The 25,949-nt window shown below is 73.0% G+C and carries 18 protein-coding genes and 1 pseudogene; 10 read left to right on the forward strand and 9 right to left on the reverse strand.

Translation table 11 applies throughout. The features are described 5' to 3' along the window. The first annotated feature begins 428 nt into the window (after positions 1 to 428). Positions 429 to 1,163: a hypothetical protein gene (locus ACFUJ1_RS04235; protein WP_378642273.1), complete on the forward strand. Its 735-nt coding sequence runs from the start codon at positions 429 to 431 to the stop codon at positions 1,161 to 1,163. A gap of 313 nt (positions 1,164 to 1,476) precedes the next feature. On the opposite strand, the gene ACFUJ1_RS04240 is transcribed toward ACFUJ1_RS04235, so the two are convergent. The 5 genes from ACFUJ1_RS04240 to ACFUJ1_RS04260 form a co-directional block, all read right to left on the reverse strand. Next, positions 1,477 to 2,805, reverse strand: coding sequence for a S1 family peptidase (locus ACFUJ1_RS04240; protein WP_378642275.1), 1,329 nt, complete (start codon positions 2,803 to 2,805; stop codon positions 1,477 to 1,479). A gap of 111 nt (positions 2,806 to 2,916) precedes the next feature. Continuing rightward, a complete protein-coding gene (locus ACFUJ1_RS04245; protein ID WP_378642277.1) occupies positions 2,917 to 4,272 on the reverse strand; it encodes a S1 family peptidase in 1,356 nt (451 codons plus the stop codon). 196 nt (positions 4,273 to 4,468) lie between these two features. Then, positions 4,469 to 5,623: a hypothetical protein gene (locus tag ACFUJ1_RS04250; RefSeq protein ID WP_378642279.1), complete on the reverse strand. Its 1,155-nt coding sequence runs from the start codon at positions 5,621 to 5,623 to the stop codon at positions 4,469 to 4,471. Positions 5,624 to 5,673: 50 nt separating this feature from the next. Further along, entirely contained in the window at positions 5,674 to 8,430 is a 2,757-nt protein-coding gene (locus tag ACFUJ1_RS04255) for a LuxR C-terminal-related transcriptional regulator (RefSeq protein WP_378642281.1), read from the reverse strand. Further along, entirely contained in the window at positions 8,423 to 10,207 is a 1,785-nt protein-coding gene (locus ACFUJ1_RS04260; RefSeq protein WP_378642283.1) for an Hsp70 family protein, read from the reverse strand. Before ACFUJ1_RS04260 ends, ACFUJ1_RS04255 begins: the two co-directional genes overlap by 8 nt. Positions 10,208 to 10,483: 276 nt before the next feature. Between ACFUJ1_RS04260 and ACFUJ1_RS04265 the strand changes: the two are divergent. The 4 genes and pseudogenes from ACFUJ1_RS04265 to ACFUJ1_RS04280 form a co-directional block, all read left to right on the forward strand. After that, positions 10,484 to 10,582: pseudogene (locus ACFUJ1_RS04265) on the forward strand (hypothetical protein); the annotation flags it as partial. A gap of 2,244 nt (positions 10,583 to 12,826) precedes the next feature. Beyond that, positions 12,827 to 13,351, forward strand: a complete 525-nt coding sequence (locus ACFUJ1_RS04270; protein ID WP_378642983.1) for a hypothetical protein — start codon at positions 12,827 to 12,829, stop codon at positions 13,349 to 13,351. Between the two features lie 73 nt (positions 13,352 to 13,424). Further along, a complete protein-coding gene (locus tag ACFUJ1_RS04275) occupies positions 13,425 to 15,272 on the forward strand; it encodes a dynamin family protein (protein ID WP_378642285.1) in 1,848 nt (615 codons plus the stop codon). A gap of 4 nt (positions 15,273 to 15,276) precedes the next feature. Continuing rightward, positions 15,277 to 16,794: a dynamin family protein gene (locus tag ACFUJ1_RS04280; protein WP_378642287.1), complete on the forward strand. Its 1,518-nt coding sequence runs from the start codon at positions 15,277 to 15,279 to the stop codon at positions 16,792 to 16,794. 84 nt (positions 16,795 to 16,878) lie between these two features. On the opposite strand, the gene ACFUJ1_RS04285 is transcribed toward ACFUJ1_RS04280, so the two are convergent. Further along, a complete protein-coding gene (locus tag ACFUJ1_RS04285; protein ID WP_378642289.1) occupies positions 16,879 to 17,328 on the reverse strand; it encodes an SRPBCC domain-containing protein in 450 nt (149 codons plus the stop codon). 85 nt (positions 17,329 to 17,413) lie between these two features. Next, the gene (locus tag ACFUJ1_RS04290) at positions 17,414 to 18,046 is read right to left on the reverse strand and encodes a maleylpyruvate isomerase family mycothiol-dependent enzyme (protein WP_378642291.1); all 633 of its coding nucleotides are present in this window, start codon (positions 18,044 to 18,046) and stop codon (positions 17,414 to 17,416) included. A 233-nt stretch (positions 18,047 to 18,279) separates the two neighbouring features. Between ACFUJ1_RS04290 and dnaK the strand changes: the two genes are divergently transcribed. From dnaK to ACFUJ1_RS04315, 5 genes are all read left to right on the forward strand, one after another. Continuing rightward, the gene (dnaK, locus tag ACFUJ1_RS04295; RefSeq protein ID WP_378642293.1) at positions 18,280 to 20,127 is read left to right on the forward strand and encodes a molecular chaperone DnaK; all 1,848 of its coding nucleotides are present in this window, start codon (positions 18,280 to 18,282) and stop codon (positions 20,125 to 20,127) included. Then, positions 20,124 to 20,804 (forward strand): nucleotide exchange factor GrpE, encoded by a 681-nt coding sequence (gene grpE / locus ACFUJ1_RS04300; RefSeq protein WP_378642295.1) that lies wholly within the window; start codon positions 20,124 to 20,126, stop codon positions 20,802 to 20,804. The genes dnaK and grpE overlap by 4 nt, the downstream gene beginning before the upstream one ends. Positions 20,805 to 20,828: 24 nt before the next feature. Further along, a complete protein-coding gene (gene dnaJ / locus ACFUJ1_RS04305) occupies positions 20,829 to 22,004 on the forward strand; it encodes a molecular chaperone DnaJ (RefSeq protein ID WP_378642297.1) in 1,176 nt (391 codons plus the stop codon). Then, a complete protein-coding gene (locus tag ACFUJ1_RS04310; protein WP_233014890.1) occupies positions 22,004 to 22,408 on the forward strand; it encodes a heat shock protein transcriptional repressor HspR in 405 nt (134 codons plus the stop codon). Before dnaJ ends, ACFUJ1_RS04310 begins: the two co-directional genes overlap by 1 nt. A 311-nt stretch (positions 22,409 to 22,719) precedes the next feature. Then, positions 22,720 to 23,889, forward strand: a complete 1,170-nt coding sequence (locus ACFUJ1_RS04315) for a globin domain-containing protein (RefSeq protein WP_233014888.1) — start codon at positions 22,720 to 22,722, stop codon at positions 23,887 to 23,889. A 4-nt stretch (positions 23,890 to 23,893) separates the two neighbouring features. On the opposite strand, the gene ACFUJ1_RS04320 is transcribed toward ACFUJ1_RS04315, so the two are convergent. Then, a complete protein-coding gene (locus ACFUJ1_RS04320; protein WP_378642300.1) occupies positions 23,894 to 24,685 on the reverse strand; it encodes an FAD-binding oxidoreductase in 792 nt (263 codons plus the stop codon). A gap of 12 nt (positions 24,686 to 24,697) precedes the next feature. Further along, positions 24,698 to 25,858, reverse strand: coding sequence for an FAD-binding oxidoreductase (locus tag ACFUJ1_RS04325; RefSeq protein ID WP_233014884.1), 1,161 nt, complete (start codon positions 25,856 to 25,858; stop codon positions 24,698 to 24,700). Between the last annotated feature and the right edge of the window lie 91 nt (positions 25,859 to 25,949).

Consider the following 25,949-nt stretch of genomic DNA (forward strand, 5'->3'; position numbering starts at 1 on the left):
GGTCGAAAACCGGCCGGTACTCGAATGGTTCGTATCCTAACCCGGGGTAAGTTACCCACCAGTAACTTACCCTGTCCAGCGTACGATCGTCCCTCGGGTGTTTGCCCCGTCTTACTGGGGCTTGACCGGAAAATTGCCTGTGATGAACGTCACGGGAAATTCTGTGCGCCCACCCCGCAGGGGAGCAATGATCACGGTAAATGCCGTGGCGAAGGCCCAGCTCGATAAGGGCACGCTAACTCGCTAGCAACAGTAAGGAATCTCGCATCCGTGGGCCGGTTCCATTAGGCTCACGACGTTCTGTTCGCCGTGCCCGATTTCCACACCGCTCGGGGAGGTCCCGGGTCGCCTGTGGCTCCGGGATGACGAGCTCTCGCGTATGGAGAGAGCGGGCCGCGAACAACCCCTGAAATGGATTGGACACTGCATTGAATCTCCGGAGAACCGCCGCGGCTGCCGCGCTGGTCATCGGCGCGCTGACCGTGGGGGCGGGAACGGCGTACGCGAACCCCGCGCCGGCCGCCGAGCCGTCCGCGGACCCGATCAACTACTCGGTGAAGCTGGTCGACAAGACGGTCGTCACCACCCTCAAGGGTGGCACGTTCGAGCTCACCAAGGAGACCCAGGGCACCGACGAGGTCGAGTACTACAGCGTCAAGGACGGCGCGGGCAATGTCGTCATGACGCTGCCGGTCGACTTCTCGCTCGGTGACATCTCGGTCCCGGTGAAGCCCGTGGTCAAGGAGGACGGCAAGGTCCTCGAGCTGACCCCGGAGGCCCAGCCTGCCCTGCCCGAGGAGAAGGCGAACACGGTCAACGTGAACGTCAAGCCGATCGCCTCGCCGATCGAGAACCAGCGGGCGCAGAACGAGTTCGCCAGCCAGTTCGGCATCGCGACCGCGGTCGGTAGCTTCCTCGGCACCGCCGTCGGCGCCATCGCGGGCGGCGTGACCGGCTGCATCATGGGCCTGCCGCTCTTCGGTGTCGGCTGCATCCCGGCCGCCATCGCGGGTGCGGGCATCGGTGGCATCCTCGGCACCATCGCGATCGGCGGCCCCGCGCTCGCCATCGCCGGTATCGACCTGGTGAACACCATCACCGCCGCCGAAGGCACCTCCAAGTGGGCCGACAAGCCGAAGCCGGCCGCCGAGCAGCCCAAGTAAGCACCGCAAGTCCCGGGAACGGCCCGGACCTCGACTTCGAGGTCCGGGCCGTTTCGCGTTCCGGGGCCGTGGGGCGCTCTTCGGGTCGGGGGGTACCCAGACCCCGGCCGGGCGATCCGATGCGGGAGCGTGGCGCTCAGCGCCCCGAAAATCCTCCGGCTCGAGCGGTAGCGGACCGGAAACCCGGACCGCGCAGTGACGTTTTACGCCGACTTGCATTCCGGCGGGTCCGGTCATGCGCACCGGCTCTGAAACAGCGAGAAGGCCGGGAGCGCAATCGCTCCCGGCCTTCTCGGTTACTGCCCGGTACCTACTAGCCGGTACGAACCCGGAGCCCCGGGTTGTCCGAGAGCACGACGCTCACCGGCTGGGCGAAGAGCTGCGGCACATTGCCGGTCAGCGCGCCGATCAGGTTGGGGATCTCGCACACCGGGTAGTCGGCGACCGACGAGGCGCTGGAGATGCCGAGCGCCAACCGGCCGGAGACCAGCGGGCCGCCGGAATCGCCTGGCAGCGCGCAGATGGTGGCCGAGAAGCTCTGGGTGAGCTCCCGGTCGCCGACCTGGACGGTCTGGTCGATCGCGTTCACCACGCCGCAGCTGAAGCCGGTGCGCGCACCGGACTTGCAGACCGGGGCGCCGACGACCGGGCTCGCCACGCCGTCGATGGCGATCGGGGCGGCGCCGCCCGCGCGCACGGTGTTGTTGGCGAAGCGCCCGGCCACCTGGTCGTTGATCCGGATGATCGAGTAGTCCTGGTTGCCGAGGACCGACTTCTGGAAGCTGCCGAGCTGCGCGCCGAGCCGGTCGCCGCGGGCCACCTCGTACACGCCTGCCGCGTTGCCGGTGCCCGCCGACGGGATGTCCGGGTTGCAGTGGCCAGCGGTGATGTTCACGACGTTGCCGTTGCGGTCGGTGCCGTTGAACCCGAGCGAGCAGCGCAGCGAGGTGTCGCCCGCCACCGAGGCGTAGCCGTCACCGGCGGCCAGCTGGCCGTTGGCCTCGGCGATCTCGGTCGCCTGCGGCTTCGGGGCCTGCTCGCCCGCGATCGGCGGGGCCATCACGATGACCCGGGAGGGATCGACGAAGCTCGGCATGGGCAGCCCGGCCTGGTCGACCCGGACCGCGATGCTGTTGTTCACGGTGTCGATGACGACGCCGCGCACCAGGTTCGCGATCTCGGCGGGCTGGCCGTCGAGCCAGCGCTCGAAGGCGCTCTTCTCGCCGCGCAGCGCGGCCTCGCTCTTGGCGACGTTGCGCACCTCGAACCCGGCGGACTCGGCGGCCTGCCGCGCCTCGTCGGCGCCGGGGCCCTGGGAGAGCGCCACCACCGCGCGGCCCGCGTCGTCCAGCCACGCCCCGCCGAACACCTGCGGGAACTGCCGCTGGGCATTGGTGGCGAAGGCGGCGACCTGCTGCGCGAGGTCGGCGCGGTTCAGGTACTCGTCCGCGGAGATCTTCAGGTCGCGCTGTACGGCGGCGATCAGCTCGGCGGGCAGCTCGGCCGAGGAGGCCGGGTCGGCGGAGGCGACTGCCGCGGTGGGCCCGAACAGCAGGGCCGCCGCCGAGGCCGCGATCACGGTCTTGCGGAATGTTCCGGAGCGGGCGGCCGGCCGCCTGCGGCCGTTGCGTGGCAGAAGCATGCCCAGACTATATGGTGTGCGGTCCGCTATCACTACTCGTCCCCTGTGCTGCGTGGTTGCGATTCGGACAGATCCGGCGAGTGTCGGCGGTCACCGACGGTTTGCCGAATTTCAGCTGGTGACCGGCTTGGTCCGGACGGTGATCCCGGAGCCCGCGCCACCGCCGGAGGCGGCATCGATCTCGGCCAGGATGGGCCGGATCGGAATGCCGAGGGTCGCCGTGCCGCCGTACTGCGCGAGCGCCACGTTGGCCTCGTTGCAGCTCGGTGCGTCGGCCGCGTTCGACCCGCTGGTGATGCCGAGGGCGAGCGTGCCGGAGACGATCGCCCCGCCGCTGTCGCCCCCGAGCGTGCAGGCGGAGCTGGCGAAGCCGCGGATGGTGCGGCTCTCCCCCTCCGCGGTGTAGAGCTGGGTCTCCACCCGATCCGCGACGACGTAGCCGCAGGTGAAGGTGGAGGACTGGCCCGACTTGCAGATCGGCGCGCCGGTGATCGGGTCGCCGAGCCCGGTGATGTGCAGCGTGGTGCCGTTGGAGCCGCGCACCGACGGCTGGTCCATGCCGAGCCCGACGGCGTGCTCGTTCAGCTCGATGAGCGAGAAGTCGAGGCCGCTGGCCCCGCCCAGGTTGGCCTGGGTGAAGGAGCCGAGCGCCGGGCTGTTCGGGATGTCCCTGACGTTCGGCTGGTACACGGTGGCGCGCTGGTCGCCCTCGCCGAGCTTGGGGTCGCAGTGCCCGGCGCTGATGTTCAGCGCCCGGCCCGCGGCATCGACGCTGTTGAAGCCGAACGAGCAGACGTCGACGCCCTGCAGGTTGCTGTCCTGCAGCGAGAGGTTCGAGGTGATGTAGGTGTCGCCCGCCATCGGCCTGCGCTCCACCGGCCCGCCGCCGCCGGGGGTCAGGATGACCTTCACGTTCGCGATCAGGGTGGGCACGTTCAGCATGTGCCCGGTGGGGGTGTTGGCGATGCTGACCACCAGCTGGCTGTTCAGGAAGTCGATCGCGACCGACTGGATGGCCTGCGACACCTCCCTCGGCAGCGTGTTGACCCACTGGCCGAACTGCTGCAGCGAGCCTTCGAGGCCGTCGGCGTTCACCGGGGTCAGCCTGGTCTGGTAGCCGTCGGCGGTGGCGATCTGCGCGGCCTCGGGGGAGGTCACCGCGACGACCGGCCTGCCGTCCTGGCCGATCCAGGCGCCCGCGAAGTCGCCGGGGCGCTCGGCGCGGAAGTCGGTGGCGTAGGTGCGCAGCTCCTGGGCCCGCGCGGCGCGGTCCAGGTACTCGGTGGGGGTGAGCTGCAGATCGCGTGCGATGGCCTGCACCAGTTCGGCGGGGAGCGCGTCGGCGGCGAGCTGCTCCGGTGCCGCGGTGGCGGCGCCGGAGCAGAGCAGGGGAGCGAGAATGACGGTCGTCGCGGCGGCGATGCCGGCTGCCCTGACCGCGGCGCGACGCGCCACCAGCTTGCGCATGAAGTCCCTTCGTCGGCACCCACGTGCCAGCCATCAGTGGGGAACGGGCGAACCGCACCCACGAAAATCCTCATTCAGCGGACCACCCGATGGGGAAAGTCCGGTCAGCGCAACACTCTAGGGCACGAATCGCCATCGGTCGTGGGCAATGGTCGAGCGGGATGATCTACCCCGGAGTACCGGGCGGTCGGCCTGTTCACCTGCCGCCCGGCAGAGTCCAGGTCGGGAATCCCGGCGGGTAGGTCGGCGGCCACGGTTGCTGCCACGGCGCCAGGGTCGTTGTGGTCCGCCGGGGCGTGGTGCGGGTGGTGGTCGGCGCGGGAGTCGTCGTCGCTTCGCTGGTCGGCGGGGGTGGCGGTGGCTCCGGCGTGGGCTCCGGGTCGGTAGTGGTCGTGGTGATCACGACCGGCGGCTCGTCGCCGAGCGGCAGTGGTGGCGGCGGCACCGGCGCCGTGGTCGAGGTGACCGGCGGCAGCGACGACTGGGCGTCAGGCAGCGGCGGCACCTTCGGGTCCGACGACTCACGGAAGATCACCGCCATCCCGATCCCGCCGAGTACCGTGCCGAGCGCCACCGCGGCGGCGATCAGCAGCACGATCCGGTTGCGGGTGCGGTGCTCCGGCCGCGCCGGCGGCACGGTGGCCGGTGTCGCGGCAGGCTTGTCCGGCTCGCCGTCCGGCTCGGCCACCATCGGATCGGCGGCGGGCATGGCGGCGGAGTACGCCTGCGGGCGCGCGCCTGCGGCGTCCACGCTCGGGATCACGTCGGTGACCTCCAGCGCGTGCACCGGCGGCTCCGACGGATCCGGCGGGGTGGTGCCCGCCGGGGTGGCGAGCACCGCGGCCAGCGCCGAGCGGGCCGCGTGGTGCGCCAGCGTCCGGCCGCGGTCCAGCCCGGCGGCGGGCGGCAGGTCTTCCTCGTCGACCAGCACCACCGAGCGCAGCCCGAGGTAGTCCAGCGCCTCGCGCAGCCCCTGCACGTGCTCCGGCGGCCAGCTGTTCGGGTGCGTGGCGTAGAACTCGGCCGGGCCGACCAGGTAGTCGGCGGAGAGGTTGATCAGGCAGAACAGCGCCGTCGCGACCAGATCCTCGGCCCGGTACGCCTCGCCGTCGTCCACCGTGACCCCGTTCGGGTCGCCGATGGCACCGACGAAGTGCCGGATGGAGTGCGTGTAGCCGTCCGGCGGCTCGCCGCCGAGCGCGGCGTCGCCGTCGTCCGACATGTGCAGCACACAGGTGCGGACGATGTAGTGCGGCTCGCCCTCCGGAAGATCCCCCTCCGCCCCGCTGTCGGTCGCGATCGCCGCGACGCACTCGTCGTCGGCAATGCGCAGGCCCACACCAGTGGCCATCCTGTTTACCTCGCTTCGGCGTCCGCCCGGACAGGTTTCCCGACCAGGCGTCACACCAGCAGCGAGCCGTGTCCCATGGCGCGGAGCATCGACAATAACTCCGAACGGGACTGGGCACCGATTCGACGCCTGATCCGGGCGACGTGGTGCTCCACCGTCTTCGCCGAGATGTAGAGCCGCGCGCCGATCTCCCGGTAGGTCAGGCCGAGCAGGACCAGCTCGGCGACCTCGCGCTCGCGCTCGCTGAGTACGGCCGCCGGGTCGGCGCCCGTCACCGGATTCGCGGCGGGTGTGCCCGCCCGCGGCCGCGGCGCGGTCTCGGCGGGCCTGGCGTCCGCGCGGACCGTGCGGGCCAGTTTGAGCAGCGCGGTCGCCGCGGCGGGGTCGCGCGCGGCGAGCGCGGCCTCGCTGGCCAGCCGGGCGGCGTCCCAGGTGAGGCCGAGCGCGGCCAGCTGCGCCACCGCGGCCTCGACCTCCGGCGCGGCCACCTCGCCGCGCAGCACGAGCACCCAGGTGCGGCCTGCCTGCGCGAGCACGGCGGCGTGCCGGTCGCCCGCCTCGGCAGCGGCCCTGAGCTGCCCGGCGTGCGGCAGCAGATCGTCCGGGCGCTCCTGCGCGAGCGCCGCCTGCACGCCGTACCAGTGGAAGGCGTTGGCCCAGGCGGGCGGCTCGCCGAGCCTGCGGAGCACGCCGTAGCCCGCGGCCACCAGCGGTCCGATCCGGCGCTCGTCGCGCAGCCGGATCCCGGCCAGCCAGAGCTCGCCGATCGGCAGCAGCGTCAGCAGGTCGGCGTCGACCTCGTCGAAGAGCGGAACCGCGGCCTCCCAGGCCAGGGTGAGCGCGGTGTGGTCGCCGGAGCGGCGGGCCAGCCCGATCGCGACGCCGTGCGCGAGCAGCCGGTCCCTCGGCTCCAGCACCGCGTGGTCGAACGCGGCGACCCGGTCGGCCGCGGTGCGCTCGTCGCCGCCGAGCATGGCCGCCCAGGCCGCGAGCACGGCCGGCTGGGGGCCCGCGTTGCCGTCGGCCTCGGAGCGGCGCAGCGCGTCGATGGCGCGGCGTGGCTCGCCGATGCTCAGGCAGAGCAGCGTGGCGATGGTGGTCGCGGCGCAGGGCAGCAGCCGCTCGGTGGCGGCGGCCGCGTGCGCGACCCCGATCAGCCCGGAGACCGCGGCGGCGGTGCCCGCCTCGCCGTCCTCCAGCAGGGCCATCCGGCCCCGGCCGGTGTGGTCGGGACGCGGCGTGACGGTGCGCGCCAGCGCCTCCACGATCCGGCGGGTGTGCGCGTTCGCCTCGGTCGGCGGCCACTGCCGCGCCGACGCGGACATGGTGGCCGCGCCCGCCGCGTCGCCCGCGAGGTACTGCACGGCGGCGCCGGTGGCCCAGTCCGCGCCAGCGCGGTGCGGGCCGAGCCAGCCGTAGAGCTGCGCGGCGCGCGCGGTGCGGCCGCGCCGGACCAGCACCGTCGCGCAGATCCGGACGGCGGTGGCGAGATCGGGGGCGGCGTCGGCCGGGTCGAGCGCGCCGGGGTCGGTGCCGCCGAGCCGGGCCAGCACCGGCTCGGCCAGCCGCAGCGCGGTCTCGCCGTCGCCCGCGCGCAGCGCGGCCTCGGCCCATGGCAGCGCGATGCCGTCGGGGTCGGTGCCCGCGGCCACGGCGGCGCGGTAGTAGCGGACCGCCTCCGCGCCCGCCTTCTCGGCGGCGTGGCAGAGGAAATCGGCCAGCCTGGCGTCGCGCACGCCGGACTCGGCGAGCAGCAGCGCGGTGTGGTCGCGCAGCAGCCCCGCGTCCAGCCGCGCGGAGAGCAGCCTGCGCTGCACCGCGACGAAGCGGCGGTCGCCGAGCAGCGTGCGCAGCGGCGCGATGGCCGGGTCGAGCAGCAGGTCGGCGTCGGTGACCAGCGCGCTCGCCCTGGCCCGGTCGATCAGCGCGTCGGCGGCGCCCGCCGGGACGCCGAGCACCTCGACCAGCTCGCTGGAGTCGAGCCCGGTGCCGGTGGTGGCCACCGCGAGCGTCTCCAGCAGGTCCGGCTCGACGGCGCCGAGCAGGCTGCGGGCCCACTCGGTGACGGCCGCGTCGACCGTGGCGATTCCGGCGTCGAGCCGGGCCGTGCTCGCGGCGGCGAGCGCCGCGACGACGCCGCCGCGATTCCCCGCGGTCAGCTGGTGGATGTGCTTGGCCACCGAGCGCGGCACCACCATGCCGAGCTCGCGGGCGAAGGGGACGATCTCGGCCGCGCCGAGCGCGCGCAGCTCGACCACCCGGCCGCGCCGCGCGACGGTGTCGGCGAGCCGGCGCAGCCGCTGGTCGTGCGGGCGCGGCTGGGCCGCGATCACCACGGTGCGCTGCCCGGCGTCGATCGCCCGGCACAGTGCGAGCAGCTCGGCGTCGCCGAGGGTGTGCGCGTTGTCGATCACCAGCGCCGCCTCGCGCTGCGACACCTGCTGCGGCCGTGCGGCGCCGACCACGGCGGGGGAGCCGGGGCGGCGCGGTGGCTGCGGCTGCCGGTTCGGCACCGGCAACCTGGGCGCGGAGCGGCCCTGCAGCGGGAGGCGGTTCGGCGCGGGAGCGGCCGTTCGCGCCGGGGCAGGGCGGGGCGGGGTGTGCACGGGCCTGGCGTGGCCGGAGACGGTGTCGCGGGCCGGGATTCCGGCGGCGCGCAGCTGCGCCCTGATGGCGGCGAGCAGGGTGGACTTGCCGGTGCCGGAGCGGCCGCGCACCAGGTACACCGTCGGCTCCGCGGAGCCGGCCTCGAGTTCCCGGAGGATCTCGCGCGCGATCGGGAGGGTGTCGAAGGCAGCCTCAGCCACCGGAGCCTCCCAGGACCTCGCCGACGCCGCCGACCGCGTCACCGACGCCGCCGAGCACGCCGCCGACGCCGTCGCCGACACCGTCGATGGTGTCGGTGAGCACGCGGGTCGGCAGGCTCGGCACGGTGGGGGGCTGGATCACGACGGTCTGCGGGGGTGCGCCGCCGCTGTTCGCGGGGGGCGGGGTCGCGCCGCCGTTGTTCGCCGGGGCGGGGGCCTGGGGGGCGGGCTGGTCGGGGGCCGGGTTTCCGGCCTGCTGGGTCGGCTGACCGTCGGGGGTGGCGGCGCCCGGCGCTGCGGGGGTACCCGGCGCTGCGGGGGTACCGGGGGCGGTGGGGGTGCCGGGGGAGCCGCCGGAATTCGCGACGGTGCCCGGGGCCGCGGTCACCGGCTGGCCGGTGGAGTCGATGGTGACGACGCCGGGGGCGGCCGGGGCGTCGGTGGCCGCGACACCTGCGGCGTCGGGGGCCTGCGGCGCGTTCTGCACCGAGGTGGGCGGGGTCGACTCACCGCTGAAAGTTCCGGTGCCGAGCGCGAGCGTGCCGGTGGCGAGCAGGGCGAGCGCGGTCACCGCGCCCGCTACGATCCCGGCCCGCTGCCTGCCGGTGAACCGCCCGTGCGGTTGCGGCGGGTCCGGTAGATCGGGGAGTAGCGCCGGGATCCTGGTCGTCGCGGTGTCGTCGGCGGCGGCGACCGCGGGAGTGTTCTGCACCGTGCTGCTCGCGAGATCGGCGGCGAGCAGCGCGGCGCCGCGCGCGGCGGCGTTCTCCGGGTCGCCCGCGGCCGCGACCGGCAGCCCGAATTCGGAGGAGAGCACCTCGGTGACCAGCGGAATCGCGCCGCCACCGCCGGTGAGCACGATCCGGCGGACATCGCCGAGATCGACCCCGGCCCGGTGCAGCGCGTCGCGGACGAGTTCGGCGGAGGTCAGCAGCGGGGCGCGCAGCAGATCCTCGACCTCGCCGCGGACCAGCCGGATCCGCTGCGGCTCCGCCGCCGGGTCCAGCCGGACCTCGACGACGGTGGCGGTGTCGCGGGAAAGGGTTTCCTTCGCTTTCCGGCACCGTTCCCGCAGCGCCGACAATTCCCGTTCCACCACCGGGTCGAAGGGGTCGAAATCGCTTTCACCCATGGCATTTGCCAGCACGTAACGCATGGTGAGCAGATCGAATTCGGCGCCGGCCACCTCGGTGCTCCGGACCGGGGCGGCGAGCATGCCGGACTGCGCGCCGGTGCGCAGCACCGAGACGGTGAGGCCGGTGGCGCCGAGGTCGTAGACCACCACCGCGCCGTCCGCGCGCGGGGCGCCCGCGGTGTCGAGCAGCCGCAGCACGGCGGCCGGCTCGGGGACGAGGGTGACGTCGTCCAGCCCGGCCCGCGCCAGCGCGGCGCGCTGCGCCGCCACGGTGTGTCCCGACCACCAGGCGGGGTGGCAGGCGACCGTCACCTGGTCGGCGTACCCGGCCGCCTCCTCGATCAGGCAGGCGATCGATGTGGCGACGAGATCCTCCGCGACGTGCTCGGATCCGTCCTCGGCCAGGATCGCGACCGGGTCGCCGACCCGGGCGAGGAAGCCCTCGAGCACGGTGTCGCCGGAGTGCCTGCCGCGCGGCGCGGCCGCCGTGCCGAACGCGGGCGCGGCATCCGCCGTCAGCCGTAGCACGCTGGGATGCGCCGTGACCCGGGCGGTCTCACCGTCGCGATCGTCGGTCGCGGCGGCCGCGACGGCCGCTCGGTACGCACCGACGGTGATGCCGAGCGCCAGACGCTGTGTCATGCGAGAACCCCGTTCGAGAACTGTTGGTCCGATGTGTCGCTGTCCTACTGCGTGCGCACCCGGCGCACCAGCTCTGTCGGTTGCTGGGGGAGCGCCGTTACCGATTCCGGGCAGGTTCGGGGAAATTCCCCTAATGCGCTCCGAACCCCTAACGAAATGTTCCCGCAAGCATTGGGGGTGCGCCCCGTTTCGGCGTAACGCCAGGCGCTCCTAGCGTGAAAGGCATTCCGACTGCAGCGGGCCGATCGGCCCCGCCGAAACCAGGAGACGATCCCCATGACCCCGAACGCCATCCTCGAGTTCATCCTCGACCTGCTGCGTGATCGTGAAGCCGCGGTGGGGTACTGCAACAACCCGACCGGCGCGCTCGCCGCCGCCGGGCTCGGCGACGTGAGCCCCGAGGACATCGCCGCCGTCGCGCCCATGGTCGCGGAGTCGGCGTTCGTCGCGGGCGGGTCGCAGTTGTCGGCCATCGTGGCGGCGGGGGCTCAGGCGGCCGCGGCCGCTGTCATCGGTGCGGCCGGGTCGGCTGCCATCGGGGCCGCCGCTGATCTCGATCTCGGGCTCGGGGGGTCGGTGGACACGGACATCGATCTCGGGCTCGGTGGAGCCGTGGATGCCGGGGTGGATCTGACCGCCGGGCTCGGCGGTGCGCTGAACGGGGCCGTGGATGTGGCGGCGGGGTTGGGCGCCGGGCTCGGCGCGGGCCTCGGCGGAGCTGTTGACGCGGCCGCCGGTCTCGGTGTCGGTCTCGGCGGTGCCGTCGGCGGAGTCGTCGACGCCGCGGCAGGTCTGGGAGCCGGTTTGGGTGGTGCTGTCGGCGGCGCGGTCGACGCGGCTGCCGGTCTGGGTGCCGGTCTCGGCGGTGCCGTCGGTGGTGCGGTGGACGCCGCGGCGGGTCTGGGTGCCGGTTTGGGTGGTGCTGTCGGTGGTGCGGTGGACGCCGCTGCCGGTCTGGGTGCCGGCCTCGGCGGTGCGGTCGATGCCGCCGCGGGTCTCGGCGCGGGTCTCGGCGGAGCCCTGAACGGTGCGGTCGACGCCGGGGCTGGTGTCGGCGCGGGTCTCGGTGGCGCGCTTGACGGTGTCGCGGGTATCGGCGCGGGTCTGGGCGCCGGTTTGGGTGGTGCCGTCGACGCGGCCGCCGGTCTGGGTGGTGCCGTCGGCGGCGCGGTCGACGCCGCTGCCGGCGTGGGCGCTGGTCTGGGTGGCGCGGTCGACGCGGCCGCCGGTCTCGGTGCAGGTCTGGGTGGTGCGCTCGGCGGTGTGGTGGATGGTGCGGCGGGTGTCGGCGCGGGCGTTGGCGGTGCGGTGGACGCGGCCGCCGGCCTGGGTGCGGGTCTGGGGGGCGCGCTCGGTGGCGTGGTGGACGGTGCTGCCGGTCTCGGCGCGGGCGTTGGTGGCGCGGTCGACGCAGCCGCCGGTCTGGGTGGCGCGCTTGGCGGTGTGGTGGACGGTGCGGCGGGTGTCGGCGCGGGTGTTGGTGGCGCGGTTGACGCAGCCGCCGGTCTGGGTGCCGGTCTCGGCGGCGCGGTCGATGCCGCTGCGGGCGTGGGCGCGGGCCTCGGTGGCGCGCTCGATGGTGCCGCTGGTGTCGGAGCCGGCCTCGGCGCCGGTCTGGGTGGCGCGTTGGACGCGGCCGCTGGCGTCGGCGGCGCGGTCGGCGGTGTGGTGGACGGTGCGGCCGGTGTCGGTGCGGGTGTTGGTGGCGTGGTGGACGCGGCCGCCGGACTGGGTGCCGGTCTCGGTGGTGCAGTCGAGGGCGCGGTGGATTCCGCCGCTGACCTCGAAGCGGGCCTCGGTGGCGCGGTCGGCGCGGCTGCCGGACTGGGTGCGGGCGTTGGTGGCGCGGTCGATGCGGCAGCGGGTCTGGGTGCCGGTCTGGGCGGCGCGGTCGACGCGACCACGGATCTCGGCGGAGCGCTGGACGGCGCCCTGAACGCGGGCGCACAGGCTGGAGCGGGCCTGGAGACCGGCCTCGCCGGCACCGTCGGCGGCGTGCTCGCCGCGGGCGGCGAGACCGCGGCCGGACTCGAGACCGGGCTCTCCGGCGTCACCGGCGGCGTGGTCACCGGCCTCGACGGCGCACTCGACGGAACCGCTGGCCTCGGCGGCCAGCTGGCGGGCGGCCTGGAAACCGGCCTCGGTGGCGCGGTGGACGGCGCCGCTGGCGTCGGCGGCCAGCTGGCGGGCGGTCTCGAAACCGGCCTCGGCGGAGCTGCCGGACTCGGCGGCCAGCTGACCGCCGGCCTGGAGTCCGGACTGGGCGGAGCCGTGGACGGCGCCGCCGGTCTCGGCGGCCAGGTGGGCGCGGGCCTCGGCGGAGCGGTGGACGGAACGGCGGGTCTCGGCGGCCAGCTCGCCGCGGGCCTGGAGTCGGGCCTCGGCGGAGCGGTGGACGGGACCGCGGGTCTGGGCGGCCAGCTCGCGGGCGGCTTGGAGTCGGGCTTGGGTGGTGCGGTGGACGGGACCGCGGGTCTGGGTGGACAGCTCGCGGGCGGCCTGGAGTCCGGCTTGGGCGGAGCGGTGGACGGAACGGCGGGCCTGGGCGGCCAGCTGGCCGGCGGCCTGGAGTCCGGCCTCGGCGGCGCAGCGGGTGTGGGCGGCCAGCTCGGCAGCGGCTTGGAATCCGGCCTCGGCGGCGCGCTCGACGGTGCGGCGGGCGCGGGCGGCCAACTCACCTCCGGCCTGGAAACCAACCTCGGCGGCGCCCTGAACGGCACCACCGACCTCGGCGGCCAAGTCACCTCCGGTCTGGAATCCGGCCTCGGCGGCACCCTCACCGGCGCCACCGACCTCGGCGGCTCCGCGACCGGTCAACTCGGCGGCACCCTGTCCGGCGCCGCCGAAGCCGGAACCGCCATCGGCTCCACCGCGCAGGCAGGCGCCGAACTCGGCGGTTCGGCGGCGGGCAGCGCCTCCGGCGCGCTGGGCGGCTCCCTCTCCGGCGCCGCCTCGTCGGCGAACAGCGCCTGGCACTCGGTCGACGTCTCCAGCGCCTTCGGCGACACCTCGTTCACCGGCGGCGGCAGCGGCGCCGCGACGGGAGCGAGCTCGGTGACCGGCGAGGGCTCCCTGTTCGGCACCTCGCAGAGCGGCAGCGACGCGCACATCGACACCGACCCGGATCACGGCCTGTTCCACTGATCCAGGCGATGATCCACGGGCTGTCCGTCCCCGCCGGGACGGACAGCCCGTCCGCGCGACGAAAGGAGACCCGATGACCGCACCGACGGCCCCCGCGCTCCCGCTGCTCCCGGTGCTGACCGAGACCATCGCGGTGGCGCGCGCCGCGCACCGCTCCGACCTGGTGGACCGGCTGCACGCCGCGGCCGAGCGGGTGCGCGACCCGCGCCGCCGGATCGTGATCGCCGGCCAGCTCGGCCAGGGCAAGAGCCGGTTCGTGAACGCCCTGCTGAACGTGGAGTTGTGCCCGGTCGGCGACGGGGGCGGCACGGCGCTCCCGATGCTGCTCGCGCACGGCGCCGAGCCGCGCGCCGAGCTGGTGCTCGCGGGCACCGAGGCGGGCTCGCCTGAGGTGCGGGTTCCGATCCCGCCGGACGCCGTCGCCGGCATCGACGCGCGCACCCCCCTTGCCGAGGGCCGCCGGGTGCTGCGGCTGGAGCTGCACGCCCCGAACCCGCTGCTCGCGGATGGCATCGTGCTGGTCGACACCCCCGGCGTCGGCGGCTCGGGGCCGGGCGCGGCGACGGTGCTCGGCATGGTGCCGACGGCCGACGCGGTGCTGGTCGTCTCCGACGCCTCCACCGAGCTCACCGAGCCCGAGCTCACGTTCCTGCGCCAGGTGCGCGAGCTGTGCCCGACGGTCGCGCTGCTGCTCACCAAGGTCGACCTGTACCCGCACTGGCGCCGGGTGCACGAGGCCGACGTCGCCCACCTCGAACGCGCCGAGCTCGAGCTGCCGATCATCCCGGTCTCCGCGCTGCTCCGCGAGCACGCCATGCGCACCCAGGACCAGCAGCTCGGCCGGGAATCCGGCTTCGGGGAGCTCTATCGGTACCTGCGCGACGAGGTCGTCGCCCGCGACCAGGCCGCCGTGCGCGCCGGGGTGGCCCGCGACATCGCCGCCGCCGCCGAACATCTCGCGCTCGCGCTGGGCAGCGAGCTCGTCGCGCTGCGCGACCCGGACAAGGGCGCCGCCGCACTGCAGGAGCTGCGCACGGCCAAGGCCGCCGCCGAGGAGCTGCACCGCCGCACCGCGTCCTGGCAGCAGACGCTCGGCGACGGCATCACCGACCTGGCCGGCGACACCGACCACGACCTGCGCGAACGTCTGCGCGACATCGCCCGCGAGGGCGAGGAGTGGATCGACGACCACGACCCGGGCAGGCACTGGGAGCGGATCGCGGAGTGGCTCGGGCTGAGCGTGGACAGCGCGCTCGGCGACAACCTGCTCTTCACCCACGAGCGCGCGGCCCGGCTGGCCGAGCGGGTCGCCGAGCACTTCGCCGAGCTGGGCGCGGTCGAGCTGCCCGACGTGCGCGGCGCGCTCGAATCCGGCGACAGCCGTGCGGGTTCCGGCACCCTCGCCGACCTGGAGAAGGACATCGGCTTCGGCAGCAAACTGCTGGTCGGCATGCGCGGGTCGTACGGCGGCATGCTGATGGTCGGGCTGGCGAGCACCTTCGCCGGGCTCGCCATGCTGAACCCGATCTCGCTCGGCGCCGGGGTCCTGGTCGGCGGCAAGGCCTTCCGGGACGACAAGCAGGCCAGGCTGGCGCGCCGCCGGAGCGAGGCCAAGACGGCGGTGCGCCGCTTCGTCGACGATGTCGCGTTCCAGGCGGGCAAGGAATCGAAGGACCGGCTGCACCGCATCCACCGCGCGCTGCGCGACCACTACACGGGCGTCGCCGAGCGCGCGCTGCGCTCGCTGGAGGACTCGCTGCGCGCCACCCAGGACGCCGCCAGCGTGGAGTCCTCCCGTCGCGCCGAGCGCTGCGCGGAGCTGGAGCGGCAGCTGCGGGTCGTCGCCGAACTGCGCAGGCACGCCGTCGCCCTGGCACCGGCGGACACCCCGCAACTGCCGGGCAATCCGCCGGTACGGTAACCGGATGACGTCAGGAACCACCCGCGGCGCCGTCGGTCTCGTGCCGGAGGCGCAGGCGCTGATCGAGACCGCGCGCCGCGCCTTCGCCAGGGACGCGCGGCCGCGCGCGCTGCTCGGCGACTGCGCGCACCGGCTGGAGCAGCCGCTGCGGGTCGCGCTCGCGGGCTCGATCAAGGCGGGCAAGTCGACGCTGCTGAACGCGCTGGTCGGGCAGGACATCGCGCCCACCGACGCCACCGAGTGCACCCGGGTGGTCACCTGGTACCGCAACGGCCCGACGCCGAGCGTCACCGCGCTCGCGCCGGACGGCGACCGCGCCAACGTGGTGGTGCGCCGGGCGGGCGGCGCGCACGGCCTCACCTTCGACCTGGACGGATTGCGCTGGCAGAGCGGCCATCCGCGGGATATCGACCACCTGGAGGTGGAGTGGCCCGCCGCGCCGCTGGCCGCCACCACCATCATCGATACGCCCGGCACCTCCTCGCTCTCCCGCGAGGTCTCCCGCCGCACCGCGCGGCTGCTCACCCCGGAGGACGACGCCGCCGTCGCGCTGCCCGGCGCCGACGCCGTGGTCTACCTGCTGCGCAGGCTGGACGATGCCGACGTGCGCTTCCTGGAGCGGGCAGGCGCGGGCACCGCGGGCGGCACCGGGCCGCTCGGCGTGATCGGCGTGGTCTCCAGGGCGGACGAGATCGGCGCGGGCGCGCTGGACGCGCTGCACTCCGCGCGCGACGTCGCCGCCCGCTTCGCAGGCGAGCTGGAGCGAACCGGGCTGTGCCAGGCGGTGATCCCGGTCGCCGGGCTGCTCGCCTTCGCCGCCGCCACGCTGCGCCAGCAGGAGTACGCGGCCTTCGAGGCGCTGGCCGCCGTGCCGACGGCGGAGCTGAGCGCCGCGCTGCTCTCCGCGGACCGCTTCGCCCGCCCGGACATCCCGCTGCCGGTGCCGCCGGAACTCCGCTTCCAGATCGCGGAGCGCTTCGGGCTCTTCGGCATCCGGATGGCGGTGACGCTGATCCGGCTCGGGATCAGGGACTCCGCCGCGCTCGCCGCCGAGCTCACCGCGCGCAGCGGTGTCGACGAGCTGCGCACCGTGCTCGACACCCAGTTCGGCCAGCGCGCCGACCAGCTCAAGGCGCACTCCGCGCTGACCGCGCTGGACCGGGTGCTGCGCGGCTACCCGGGCACCGAGGCCGACCGGCTGCTGCCCCGGGTGCGCACCCTGCTCGCCGACGTGCACGGCTTCGCCGAACTCCGGCTGCTCGGCAGGCTGCGCACCGACGAACTCCCGCTCCCCGCCCGCGATCTCGCCGAGCTGCACCGCCTGGTCGGCGGCACCGGCATCGCCCCGCACCTGCGCCTCGGCCTGTCGCCGGACGCCGCCCCCGACGCCATGCGCGCCGCCGCGCTGGACGCCGTCCGGAAGTGGCGCTCCCGGGCCAAGCACCCCCTGGCCGACCAGGCCACCAGCACCGCCTGCCTGACCGCCGCGCGCAGCGCCGAGGGCGCGCTCAGCCAGCTCTAGCCGGCCACGTCAAGGATTCGCTCGAACGAGCAGGTGAGCAGCGGTCGCGACCCGACGGGCGGGAAGCTTCCGCACTGCTGCCGCCTAGGGCTGCACGTCGTCCAGTAACTCCGCCAGCCTGCTCAGGCTGGAGCGCCAGCCGCGCTCCATGGCGTTGCGGGCCATCTTCTGCCGCCGGTCGGCGATGTCGAACCCGGTCTGGGTGAGCAGCAGCCTGGTGCCGCGGCCCTGCGGCCGGACGGTCAGGTCGAGCGGCCAGCGGGCGGGCCGGGGCGCCCGCACGTCGACCCAGGCCAGGGTGAGCTGCTCGGGGGCGCGGGCGGTGAGCACCTCGCAGGCGATCTCGCCCGGCGAACCGGCAGGAAGGGTGAACAGGAAGTGCGTGCCCTCGGCCGCCGCGAACCCCACCGACGGCATGAGCCAGCGCTCCAGCAGCGCCGGTTCGGTGAGCGCCCGCCAGACCTGCTCCGGTGATCGCGGCAGGAAGGTGCCGATCTCGACGGCGGCTGGATCGAGCCCGGCATCCGACGTCATCGGCGCACCCCCGCCCGGAAACCGTTCATGATCACCAGCTTTGCACGCGCACCTGCCCGCCGCGCGGATTCCGATCGCGGCGGTTCTACAGCGCAGCCGCCACCCGCTGCACCCCCGGCCCGGTCGCCTCGACCAGCCCGGCTGCCCGTCCGCTCGCGACCAGCAGCAGGTCGCAGGCGGTGCCGCGGAGCTCGTCCGGCCCGTCGCCGCCGCTCCAGTCGCAGTCGGTGGCGACCAGCCGGATGCCGCGCAGCCGCTTACGGGCGCCCCAGAACACGCTGGTCCGCACGTGGTCGAGCGCGGCGAGGGTGGGCTCGAGGGGCACCGCGTGGACGCGGCCGAGCGGGCGGGCGACGTCCTGGCTGTGCACGAGGAAGTCGGCGAGCGGGTCCAGCGGGCCCGCGCCGGGCGCGCGGCGCGCCGAGCCGGCGTCCTCGCGAAGCTGCGCGATCAGCTCGGCGGGGGTGAACCGCGTCGCCCGCTCCCTCGCCTGCTCCGCCGTCATCCGGTCGAAGTCGAAGCGGGCGCGGACCGCCGCCCGCAGCGCGCCGCGCAGCGTGTCCCTGGTGGAGAGCGTCAGGTGCGCCGCCAGCTCGTGCATGGTCCACCCGGGGCACAGCGACTCCACCTGCCACTCGGCCGGCTCCAGCGTCGCCAGCAGCCCGGCCACCGCCAGCCGCACCTCCTCGGTCCACCCCATGATCTCGGCGCGCTCCATCCGTTCCTCCTCGTGGTCGTCTCGGGAGTGCCGACGGTCCGCGGCGCCGAAAGTGTTCGGTGGCGGCGGCCGGGGCCGGGAATAGATCCCGCGAGTCCCCGGTTGTGCCCATTCGACAAGGTTGAGTGGAGCAAGCTCAAGTTTCGGTTGACGCCCGTCGGAGATGGGTGCAGGATTGAGCCGACCACGCTCAGCGTTACACAGCTCGGTACGTCAACAAGGAGGAATCAACTATGGCTCGTGCGGTCGGAATCGACCTCGGGACCACGAACTCGGTAGTCGCCGTGCTCGAAGGCGGTGAGCCGGTCGTCGTCGCGAACTCGGAGGGATCGCGGACCACTCCGTCGATCGTCGCGTTCGCGAAGAACGGTGAGGTGCTGGTGGGTCAGCCCGCCAAGAACCAGGCCGTCACCAACGTCGACCGCACCATCCGTTCCGTCAAGCGCCACATCGGCACGGACTGGAACGTCGAGATCGACGGCAAGAACTACACCCCGCAGGAGATCAGCGCGCGCACGCTGATGAAGCTGAAGCGCGACGCCGAGGCCTACCTGGGCGAGGAGATCGCCGACGCGGTCATCACCGTCCCCGCCTACTTCGAGGACGCCCAGCGCCAGGCCACCAAGGAAGCCGGCCAGATCGCCGGGCTGAACGTGCTGCGCATCGTCAACGAGCCCACCGCGGCCGCGCTCGCGTACGGCCTGGACAAGGGCGAGACCGAGCAGACCATCCTGGTCTTCGACCTCGGCGGCGGCACCTTCGACGTCTCGCTGCTGGAGATCGGCGAGGGCGTCGTCGAGGTCCGCGCCACCTCCGGCGACAACCACCTCGGTGGTGACGACTGGGATCAGCGCGTCGTGGACTGGCTGGTCGAGAAGTTCAAGGCCAGCGCCGGCATCGACCTGACCAAGGACAAGATGGCCCTGCAGCGGCTGCGCGAGGCCGCGGAGAAGGCGAAGATCGAGCTCAGCTCCTCGCAGAGCACCTCGATCAACCTGCCCTACATCACGGTCGACGCGGACAAGAACCCGCTCTTCCTCGACGAGCAGCTGAGCCGCGCCGAGTTCCAGCGGATCACCAGTGATCTGCTCGATCGCACCCGCGCGCCGTTCCAGCAGGTCGTGAAGGACGCCGGGGTCAAGGTCGCCGATATCGACCACGTGGTGCTGGTCGGCGGCTCCACCCGGATGCCCGCGGTCACCGATCTGGTCCGCGAGCTCACCGGCGGCAAGGAGCCCAACAAGGGCGTGAACCCGGACGAGGTCGTCGCCGTCGGCGCCGCGCTGCAGGCCGGTGTGCTCAAGGGCGAGGTCAAGGACGTCCTGCTGCTCGATGTCACCCCGCTCTCGCTGGGCATCGAGACCAAGGGCGGCGTGATGACCAAGCTCATCGAGCGCAACACCACCATCCCGACCAAGCGCTCGGAGACCTTCACCACGGCCGACGACAACCAGCCGTCGGTACAGATCCAGGTGTTCCAGGGTGAGCGCGAGATCGCCTCGCACAACAAGCTGCTCGGCTCCTTCGAGCTGACCGGCATCCCGCCCGCCCCGCGCGGCGTGCCCCAGATCGAGGTGACCTTCGACATCGATGCCAATGGCATCGTGCACGTCACCGCGAAGGACAAGGGCACCGGTAAGGAGAACACGATCAAGATCCAGGACGGCTCCGGCCTGTCCAAGGAGGAGATCGACCGGATGGTGAAGGACGCCGAGGCGCACGCCGCCGAGGACAAGGCGCGGCGCGAGGAGGCGGAGACCCGCAACCAGGCCGAGTCGCTGGTGCACCAGACCCAGAAGTTCATCGCGGACAACGAGGAGAAGGTGCCCGCGGACATCAAGTCCAAGGTCGAGGCGGCCATCGTCGAGGCGAACGAGGCGCTGAAGGGCACCGACATCGCCGCCGTCAAGGCCGCGGTGGAGAAGCTCGCCACCGAGTCCCAGGCGCTGGGTCAGGCGATCTACGAGTCCGCCGCCGCCGAGGGCGCGGCCGGTGACGGCCAGCCCCAGCAGGGTCAGGCGGACGACCAGGTCGTCGATGCCGAGGTCGTTGACGAGCCGGTCGACACGGAGAAGAAGTGAGCTCGGAGCAGCAGGAACCGGTCACCTTCGTCGACAAGCGCAAGATCGATCCGGAGTCCGGTGAGGTCAGGGAGCCGGACAAGGCTCCGGAGCCGGATACCGAGAACGGCAGCGAGTCGAACGGCAACGGCTCCGACCCCGCGGCGGCGGCCCCCGCCGCGGGCAAGGAGGCCGAGCTGACCGCGGACCTGCAGCGGCTGACCGCCGAGTACGCCAACTACCGGCGCCGGGTCGAGCGCGACCGCAAGGCCGCCACCGACGCGGCCAAGGCCGCCGTCGTCACCGAACTGCTCGGCGTGCTGGACGACCTGGACCGGGCGCGTGCGCACGGCGACCTGGAGTCCGGCCCGCTCAAGGCGGTCGCCGACAAGCTCGCCGAGGCGCTGCGCAAGCAGGGGCTGGAGGAGTTCGGCGCGGTGGGCGAGTCCTTCGACCCGACCCTGCACGAGGCCGTGCAGCACGAGGGCAGCGGCGCCGATCCGGTGCTCGGCCTGGTCATGCGCAAGGGTTACCGCTTCGGGGAGCGGGTGCTGCGGCACGCGCTCGTCGGAGTCACCGACGCGGTGCCGGGCGACCCGGCAGAATCGGGTGAGAAGACCGGTGAGGCAGCGGATTCCACGACCGGCGAGAGCGACGCGGCATCGGGAGCAGCTGATGCCGAGACGACCGGACGATAGAGACGCGAGAGGAGGAGATGCTCGGTGAGCCAGCGGGAGTGGATCGAAAAGGACTTCTACAAGGAGCTGGGTGTCTCCGCCGACGCCACGCCGGACGAGATCAAGAAGGCGTATCGCAAGCTGGCCCGGGATAACCACCCGGACGCCAAGCCCGGCGACAACCGGGCCGAGGAGCGGTTCAAGGCCGTCAGCGAGGCGCACGCCGTGCTCTCCGATCCGGCGAAGCGCCGGGAGTACGACGAGACAAGGAAGCTGTTCGGCGGCGGCGGCGGTTTCGGCCGCGGCGGCGGCTTCCAGCCCGGTGCCGGTGGCGGGTTCTCCCAGAACTTCGACATCGGCGACATCTTCGGCGGCGGCGCGGCGGGCGCCGGTGACGGTGGCCTCGGCGACCTGCTCGGCGGGCTCTTCAACCGCGGCGGCGGCCCGCGTACCGCGGCAAGCAGGCCGCGGCGCGGTGCCGACGTCGAGACCGAGACCACCCTCGGCTTCCGCGAGGCGGCCCAGGGCGTCACGGTCCCGCTGCGGATGACCAGCCCGGCGCCGTGCACCACCTGCCACGGCAGCGGTGCCAAGCCGGGCACCAGCCCGCGCACCTGCCCGAACTGCAACGGCGCCGGTGTGGTCAGCCGGAACCAGGGCGCCTTCGGGTTCAGCGAACCCTGCGACGAGTGCCGTGGCACCGGCTCGCTGATCGACGACCCCTGCGTCGACTGCCGCGGCACCGGCGTGCAGAACCGGACCCGCACGATCACCGTGCGGATTCCGCCCGGCGTCGGTGACGGGCAGCGCATCCGGCTGGCCGGACAGGGCGAGGCCGGGTTGCGCGGTGCGCCCTCCGGCGACCTGTTCGTCAGCGTGCACGTCAGCCAGGACAAGGTCTTCGGCCGCAACGGCGACGACCTGACCCTGGTGCTGCCGGTGAGCTACGCGGAGCTGGTGCTCGGGACGACGGTCTCGGTGCCGACGCTGGACAGCCGGGTCGGCGTGAAGGTGCCGCCGGGCACCGCCGACGGCCGCATCCTTCGGGTGCGCGGGCGCGGTGTGCCGAAACGCAGCGGCGGCGCGGGCGACCTGCTGGTCACCGTCAAGGTCGCGGTGCCGCCGCGGCTGGACGAGAATGCCGTCCAGGCGCTGCAGCGGTATCAGGAGGCGGAGAAGACCAGCGGCTTCGATCCTCGTGCGGGATGGGCAGGTGCGTAATGTCCGACGATCCGAAACAGATGTCCAATGCGGCGCGGGCCGAGTTCTTCATGATCTCGGTCGCGGCCCAGCTGGCAGGCATGCATGCGCAGACCCTGCGCACGTACGACCGGCTCGGCCTGGTCACGCCGCAGCGGACATCCGGTGGCGGCAGGCGCTACTCGGCCAGGGACGTGGAGCTGCTGCGCGAGGTGCAGCGGCTCTCCCAGGACGAGGGCGTCAACCTCGCCGGTATCAAACGGATCATCGAATTGACCAACCAGGTCGAGGAATTGCGCGAACAGGTCGCCGAGCTCTCGGCGGAGGTGGAACGCCTGCGGGCGGGCTACCGGCCGGATCTGGCGCCCCAGCAACGCAGTACCGCGCTGGTGGTCTGGCAGCCGCGCAATAGACACGCGCGGTAGCGCGGCGAATTCGGAATTCGCCAGCAAATCAACAGCCCTCGACGGCGCACCCGCTCCCGGAGCGGAGCCCGTCGAGGGCTCTTGGCATTTCGGCCCCATTCAGCGGATGCCGGACGGCATTTGCCGAGCTACACAAACTTCCGGTCGGTTTATTGCGTTTTTTGAACAGGCCATCCAGTATTTTATGAAATAAGCGCGTGATATTCCAGTGCATCGCTCCCGCGCTGGCAAACTTGCACCTAGACTCGTTTCCATCGGCTGCCGAAGTGTTCCCCGGTAGAGTTCTCGTGCGAAATGGGGTTGTGACACAAATGGATTCGCGGACCGTCGCGCTGGTCAGGACGACGTTCAAGGCGGTTGCCGCGGAAGAGGGGGGCCGAGAGGCGCTCGCGCGGACTTTCTACGCGATCTTGTTCACCGATTACCCGCAGATCCGCGATTTCTTCCCGGCCGCCATGGACGCCCAGCGCGACCGCCTGGTGCAGGCCATCACCTATGCCCTGGACAAACTGGACGAGCCGGAGAAGCTCCAGCCGTTCCTGGCCCAGCTCGGCCGTGACCACCGTAAGTACGGGGTCCGGCCGGAGCACTACATCGCCGTCGGCTACTCCATGAAGAAGGCGCTGCGGCAGTTCACCGGCACCGAGCTGTGGACCGACGAGGTCGAGCAGGCCTGGGACGGCGGGCTCGAGGTCATCGCGAACACGATGATCGGCGCGGCCGCCAAGGAGACGACGCCGTCGGCCTGGCGCGGGGTGGTGGTCGAGCGTCGCGAGGTGCTGCGCAACCTCGCCGTCGTCCGGGTGCAGCTGGACCAGCCCATGCAGTACGCGGCGGGGCAGTACCTGAGCGTGCAGATCCCCTCCCGGCCGCGGATGTGGCGCTACCTCTCGCCCGCGGTGCCGCCGAACGCGAGCGGCGAGGTCGAGTTCCACGTGCGCGGCGTCTCCGGCGGCTGGGTCAGCCCGGCCATCGTGACCAACACCGCGGTCGGCGACCAGTGGCTGCTCGGCTCCCCGCTCGGCGGGCTCGGGCTGCCGCGCAACACCAAGCGCGCCATGCTCATGGTGGCCTGCGGCACCGGGCTGGCCCCGCTGCGCGCCCAGCTCATGGCGATGGCGCAGCGCCGCACCAACCCCAAGGTGCACCTCTTCGTCGGCGGGCACCACCCGTGCGATCTCTACGACCTGGAGACGCTGAGCCAACTGGCGATGGCGAACAAGTGGCTCACCGTCACCCCGATCACCGAGAGCGACGAGAACCCCTGGTGGTACGAGGGCCCCACCGACCCGGAGCGCGACCTGGCCGGGCTGGAGCCGCGGCTCACCGGCCAGGTGGGCAAGGTGGTGGCGAACTACACCCCGTGGACCGACCGGGACGTACAGATCGCCGGGCCGCCCTCGATGGTGCAGACCACCAAGTTCCGGCTGATGGCGGCGGGCACCCCGGCCGACCACATTCGGCACGACCCGCTCTTCTGAGCGGCTACAGCCCCTCGTACTGGATGCGCTCCACCGGGGTGCCGATGTCGATCAGCTTCTCCACGGTCGCCCGTGTCATCCCCGGCGAGCCGCAGACCAGCACCTGATGCCGGTCGAAGGCGCCGTGCGAGCCGATCACGTCGGCCAGCGTGCCGTGCAGCCGCTCCTCGGCCGGGAAGCCGATATCGACCCGGGAGCGCTCGAACCACTCGTCCGGCCAGCTCGGGTCGTCCGGCCGCTCGACGACCGGGATCACGGTGAGCCAGGGCAGCTCGGTGGCGAGCAGGAAGAGCATGTCGTCGGCGTAGAGGTCGCGCGGCGAGCGCCCGCCGACGAACAGGTAGGTGCGCGGCGGCTGCTCGGCCCTGGCCAGCTCGAGCAGCTGCGAGCGCATCGGCGCCAGCCCGGTACCGCCCGCGATCAGCACCACCTCGTCGCCGGCCGGGTCGATGGTGAAGCTGCCCATCGGGGCGCTGATCCGCCACTCGTCGCCGGGCTGGGTGTCGGCGACGATCGAGCCGCTCAGCCAGCCGCCGGGCACGGTGCGCACGTGGAACTCCAGCTTGCCGTCGAGCGAGGGCGGGAGCGCGGGCGAGTACCGCCTGCTCACCGTCGGCTGCTGCGGTACCCGCACCTGCACCGATTGCCCCGCGCGGAAGGGGACGAACTCGCCGATCAGCCGGATCACCGCGACGTCGTGCCGGAGCCGGTGGTGCCCGACCACGGTCGCCGACCATTCACCGTCGCCCACCGCGCGCGGGTCGGGGCCGTCCAGCGGGCTCGGATCGATGTCCATGTCTCTCTTCCGTTAGCCGACGGGGTCGCTCTGGATGATCGACTCGGGGGTGCCGACGGCCATCAGGGCGCGGCGGGTGTCGGCGATCATGGTGGCCGAGCCCGCGATCTGGATCTGCCGGTCGGCCCACGCGCCGAAGCTCGCCACGACCGCACCGAGATTACCGATCAGCCGCCGGTGCATGCCGTACGGCTCCTCGCTCGGCGCGTGCGGATACCACCACGGATTGGTCTTCTGCTCGCAGACCGGGACGACGGTGAGCCACGGGTTGCTCTGCGAGAGCTGCCACATGTTCTCCACGTCGTAGAGGTCGCACGGGTAGCGGCCGCCGATGAAGAAGTGCACCCGCGGGTTCACCCCGCTGCGGCTCATCTCGATCAGCTGCGCGCGCAGCGGCGCGATGCCGGTGCCCGCGCCGATCAGCAGCACGTCGCGGCCGCTCTCCCGGTCGATGTGCAGGTTGCCGAGCGGGCCCGCGATCTGCCAGCGGTCGCCAACCGCGGTCTCGTTCACCACCGCGGTGCTGACCCAGCCGCTCTGCACCTTCCGTACGTGGAACTCGATCTCGCCGTACGGGTTCGACGGGATCGCGGGGGAGAGGTAGCGCCACATCTTGGGCCGCTGCGGCAGCATCACCGGGACGTACTGCCCGGCCAGGTACGGGATCGGGCTGTCCGACTGCAGCCGCACGATGGCCAGGTCCTCCAGCACCCGCCGGTGCCCGACCACGGTCGCCTCCCAGTACGGCTGGGACTTGTCCGAGTTGGCCCCGATCGCCATCGACGCCGAGATCAGGATGGCGACGTCGGTCCAGCCCTCCTCCAGCCCGACGGTCCAGTCCCGGCCGTGGTAGGTGCGCAGCGCCGCGAGCAGCGCGCGGCCCGCCAGGTCGTAGTGCGCGGCCTCGACGCCGTACTTCCGGTGGTCCCTTGCCAGCTGCTCCAGGAACGCCTGGGCCCGGTCCCAGTGCTCCAGGTTGTCCAGCACGAACTGCACGGCGGTGGTGACCCGCTTGGCCTGCATCTCCATCGTCGGCGGGAACAGTTCTCGAAGAGCGGTGTTCTCCGCGAACAGGTGACCGTAGAACGCGCTGATCAACCGCTCGGCACCGTGCGGTGCGTCGAGCACCGCTCGGAAGTTCGCGCGGACCAGCGCAGCAGAACGCGCATCCACGACGTGGGGAGTCCTTTCTTCGAACTGTCTCACCACGAGTATCCCCGAAAATCGGTCATCGGTGTGCCGGGCGGGCGGCGGCAGGCGGATG

Source organism: Nocardia sp. NPDC057227 (assembly GCF_042669725.1).
Lineage (GTDB): Bacteria > Actinomycetota > Actinomycetes > Mycobacteriales > Mycobacteriaceae > Nocardia > Nocardia asteroides_A.

Excerpts from the sequence above, each read along its gene's own strand:
- ACFUJ1_RS04240 (WP_378642275.1), bottom strand. The coding sequence starts at position 2,805 with ATGCTTCTGCCACGCAACGGCCGCAGGCGGCCGGCCGCCCGCTCCGGA.
- ACFUJ1_RS04245 (WP_378642277.1), bottom strand. The coding sequence starts at position 4,272 with ATGCGCAAGCTGGTGGCGCGTCGCGCCGCGGTCAGGGCAGCCGGCATC.
- ACFUJ1_RS04250 (WP_378642279.1), bottom strand. The coding sequence starts at position 5,623 with ATGGCCACTGGTGTGGGCCTGCGCATTGCCGACGACGAGTGCGTCGCG.
- ACFUJ1_RS04260 (WP_378642283.1), bottom strand. The coding sequence starts at position 10,207 with ATGACACAGCGTCTGGCGCTCGGCATCACCGTCGGTGCGTACCGAGCG.
- ACFUJ1_RS04275 (WP_378642285.1), top strand. The coding sequence starts at position 13,425 with ATGACCGCACCGACGGCCCCCGCGCTCCCGCTGCTCCCGGTGCTGACC.
- ACFUJ1_RS04280 (WP_378642287.1), top strand. The coding sequence starts at position 15,277 with ATGACGTCAGGAACCACCCGCGGCGCCGTCGGTCTCGTGCCGGAGGCG.
- ACFUJ1_RS04285 (WP_378642289.1), bottom strand. The coding sequence starts at position 17,328 with ATGACGTCGGATGCCGGGCTCGATCCAGCCGCCGTCGAGATCGGCACC.
- ACFUJ1_RS04290 (WP_378642291.1), bottom strand. The coding sequence starts at position 18,046 with ATGGAGCGCGCCGAGATCATGGGGTGGACCGAGGAGGTGCGGCTGGCG.
- dnaK (WP_378642293.1), top strand. The coding sequence starts at position 18,280 with ATGGCTCGTGCGGTCGGAATCGACCTCGGGACCACGAACTCGGTAGTC.
- ACFUJ1_RS04310 (WP_233014890.1), top strand. The coding sequence starts at position 22,004 with ATGTCCGACGATCCGAAACAGATGTCCAATGCGGCGCGGGCCGAGTTC.
- ACFUJ1_RS04315 (WP_233014888.1), top strand. The coding sequence starts at position 22,720 with ATGGATTCGCGGACCGTCGCGCTGGTCAGGACGACGTTCAAGGCGGTT.
- ACFUJ1_RS04320 (WP_378642300.1), bottom strand. The coding sequence starts at position 24,685 with ATGGACATCGATCCGAGCCCGCTGGACGGCCCCGACCCGCGCGCGGTG.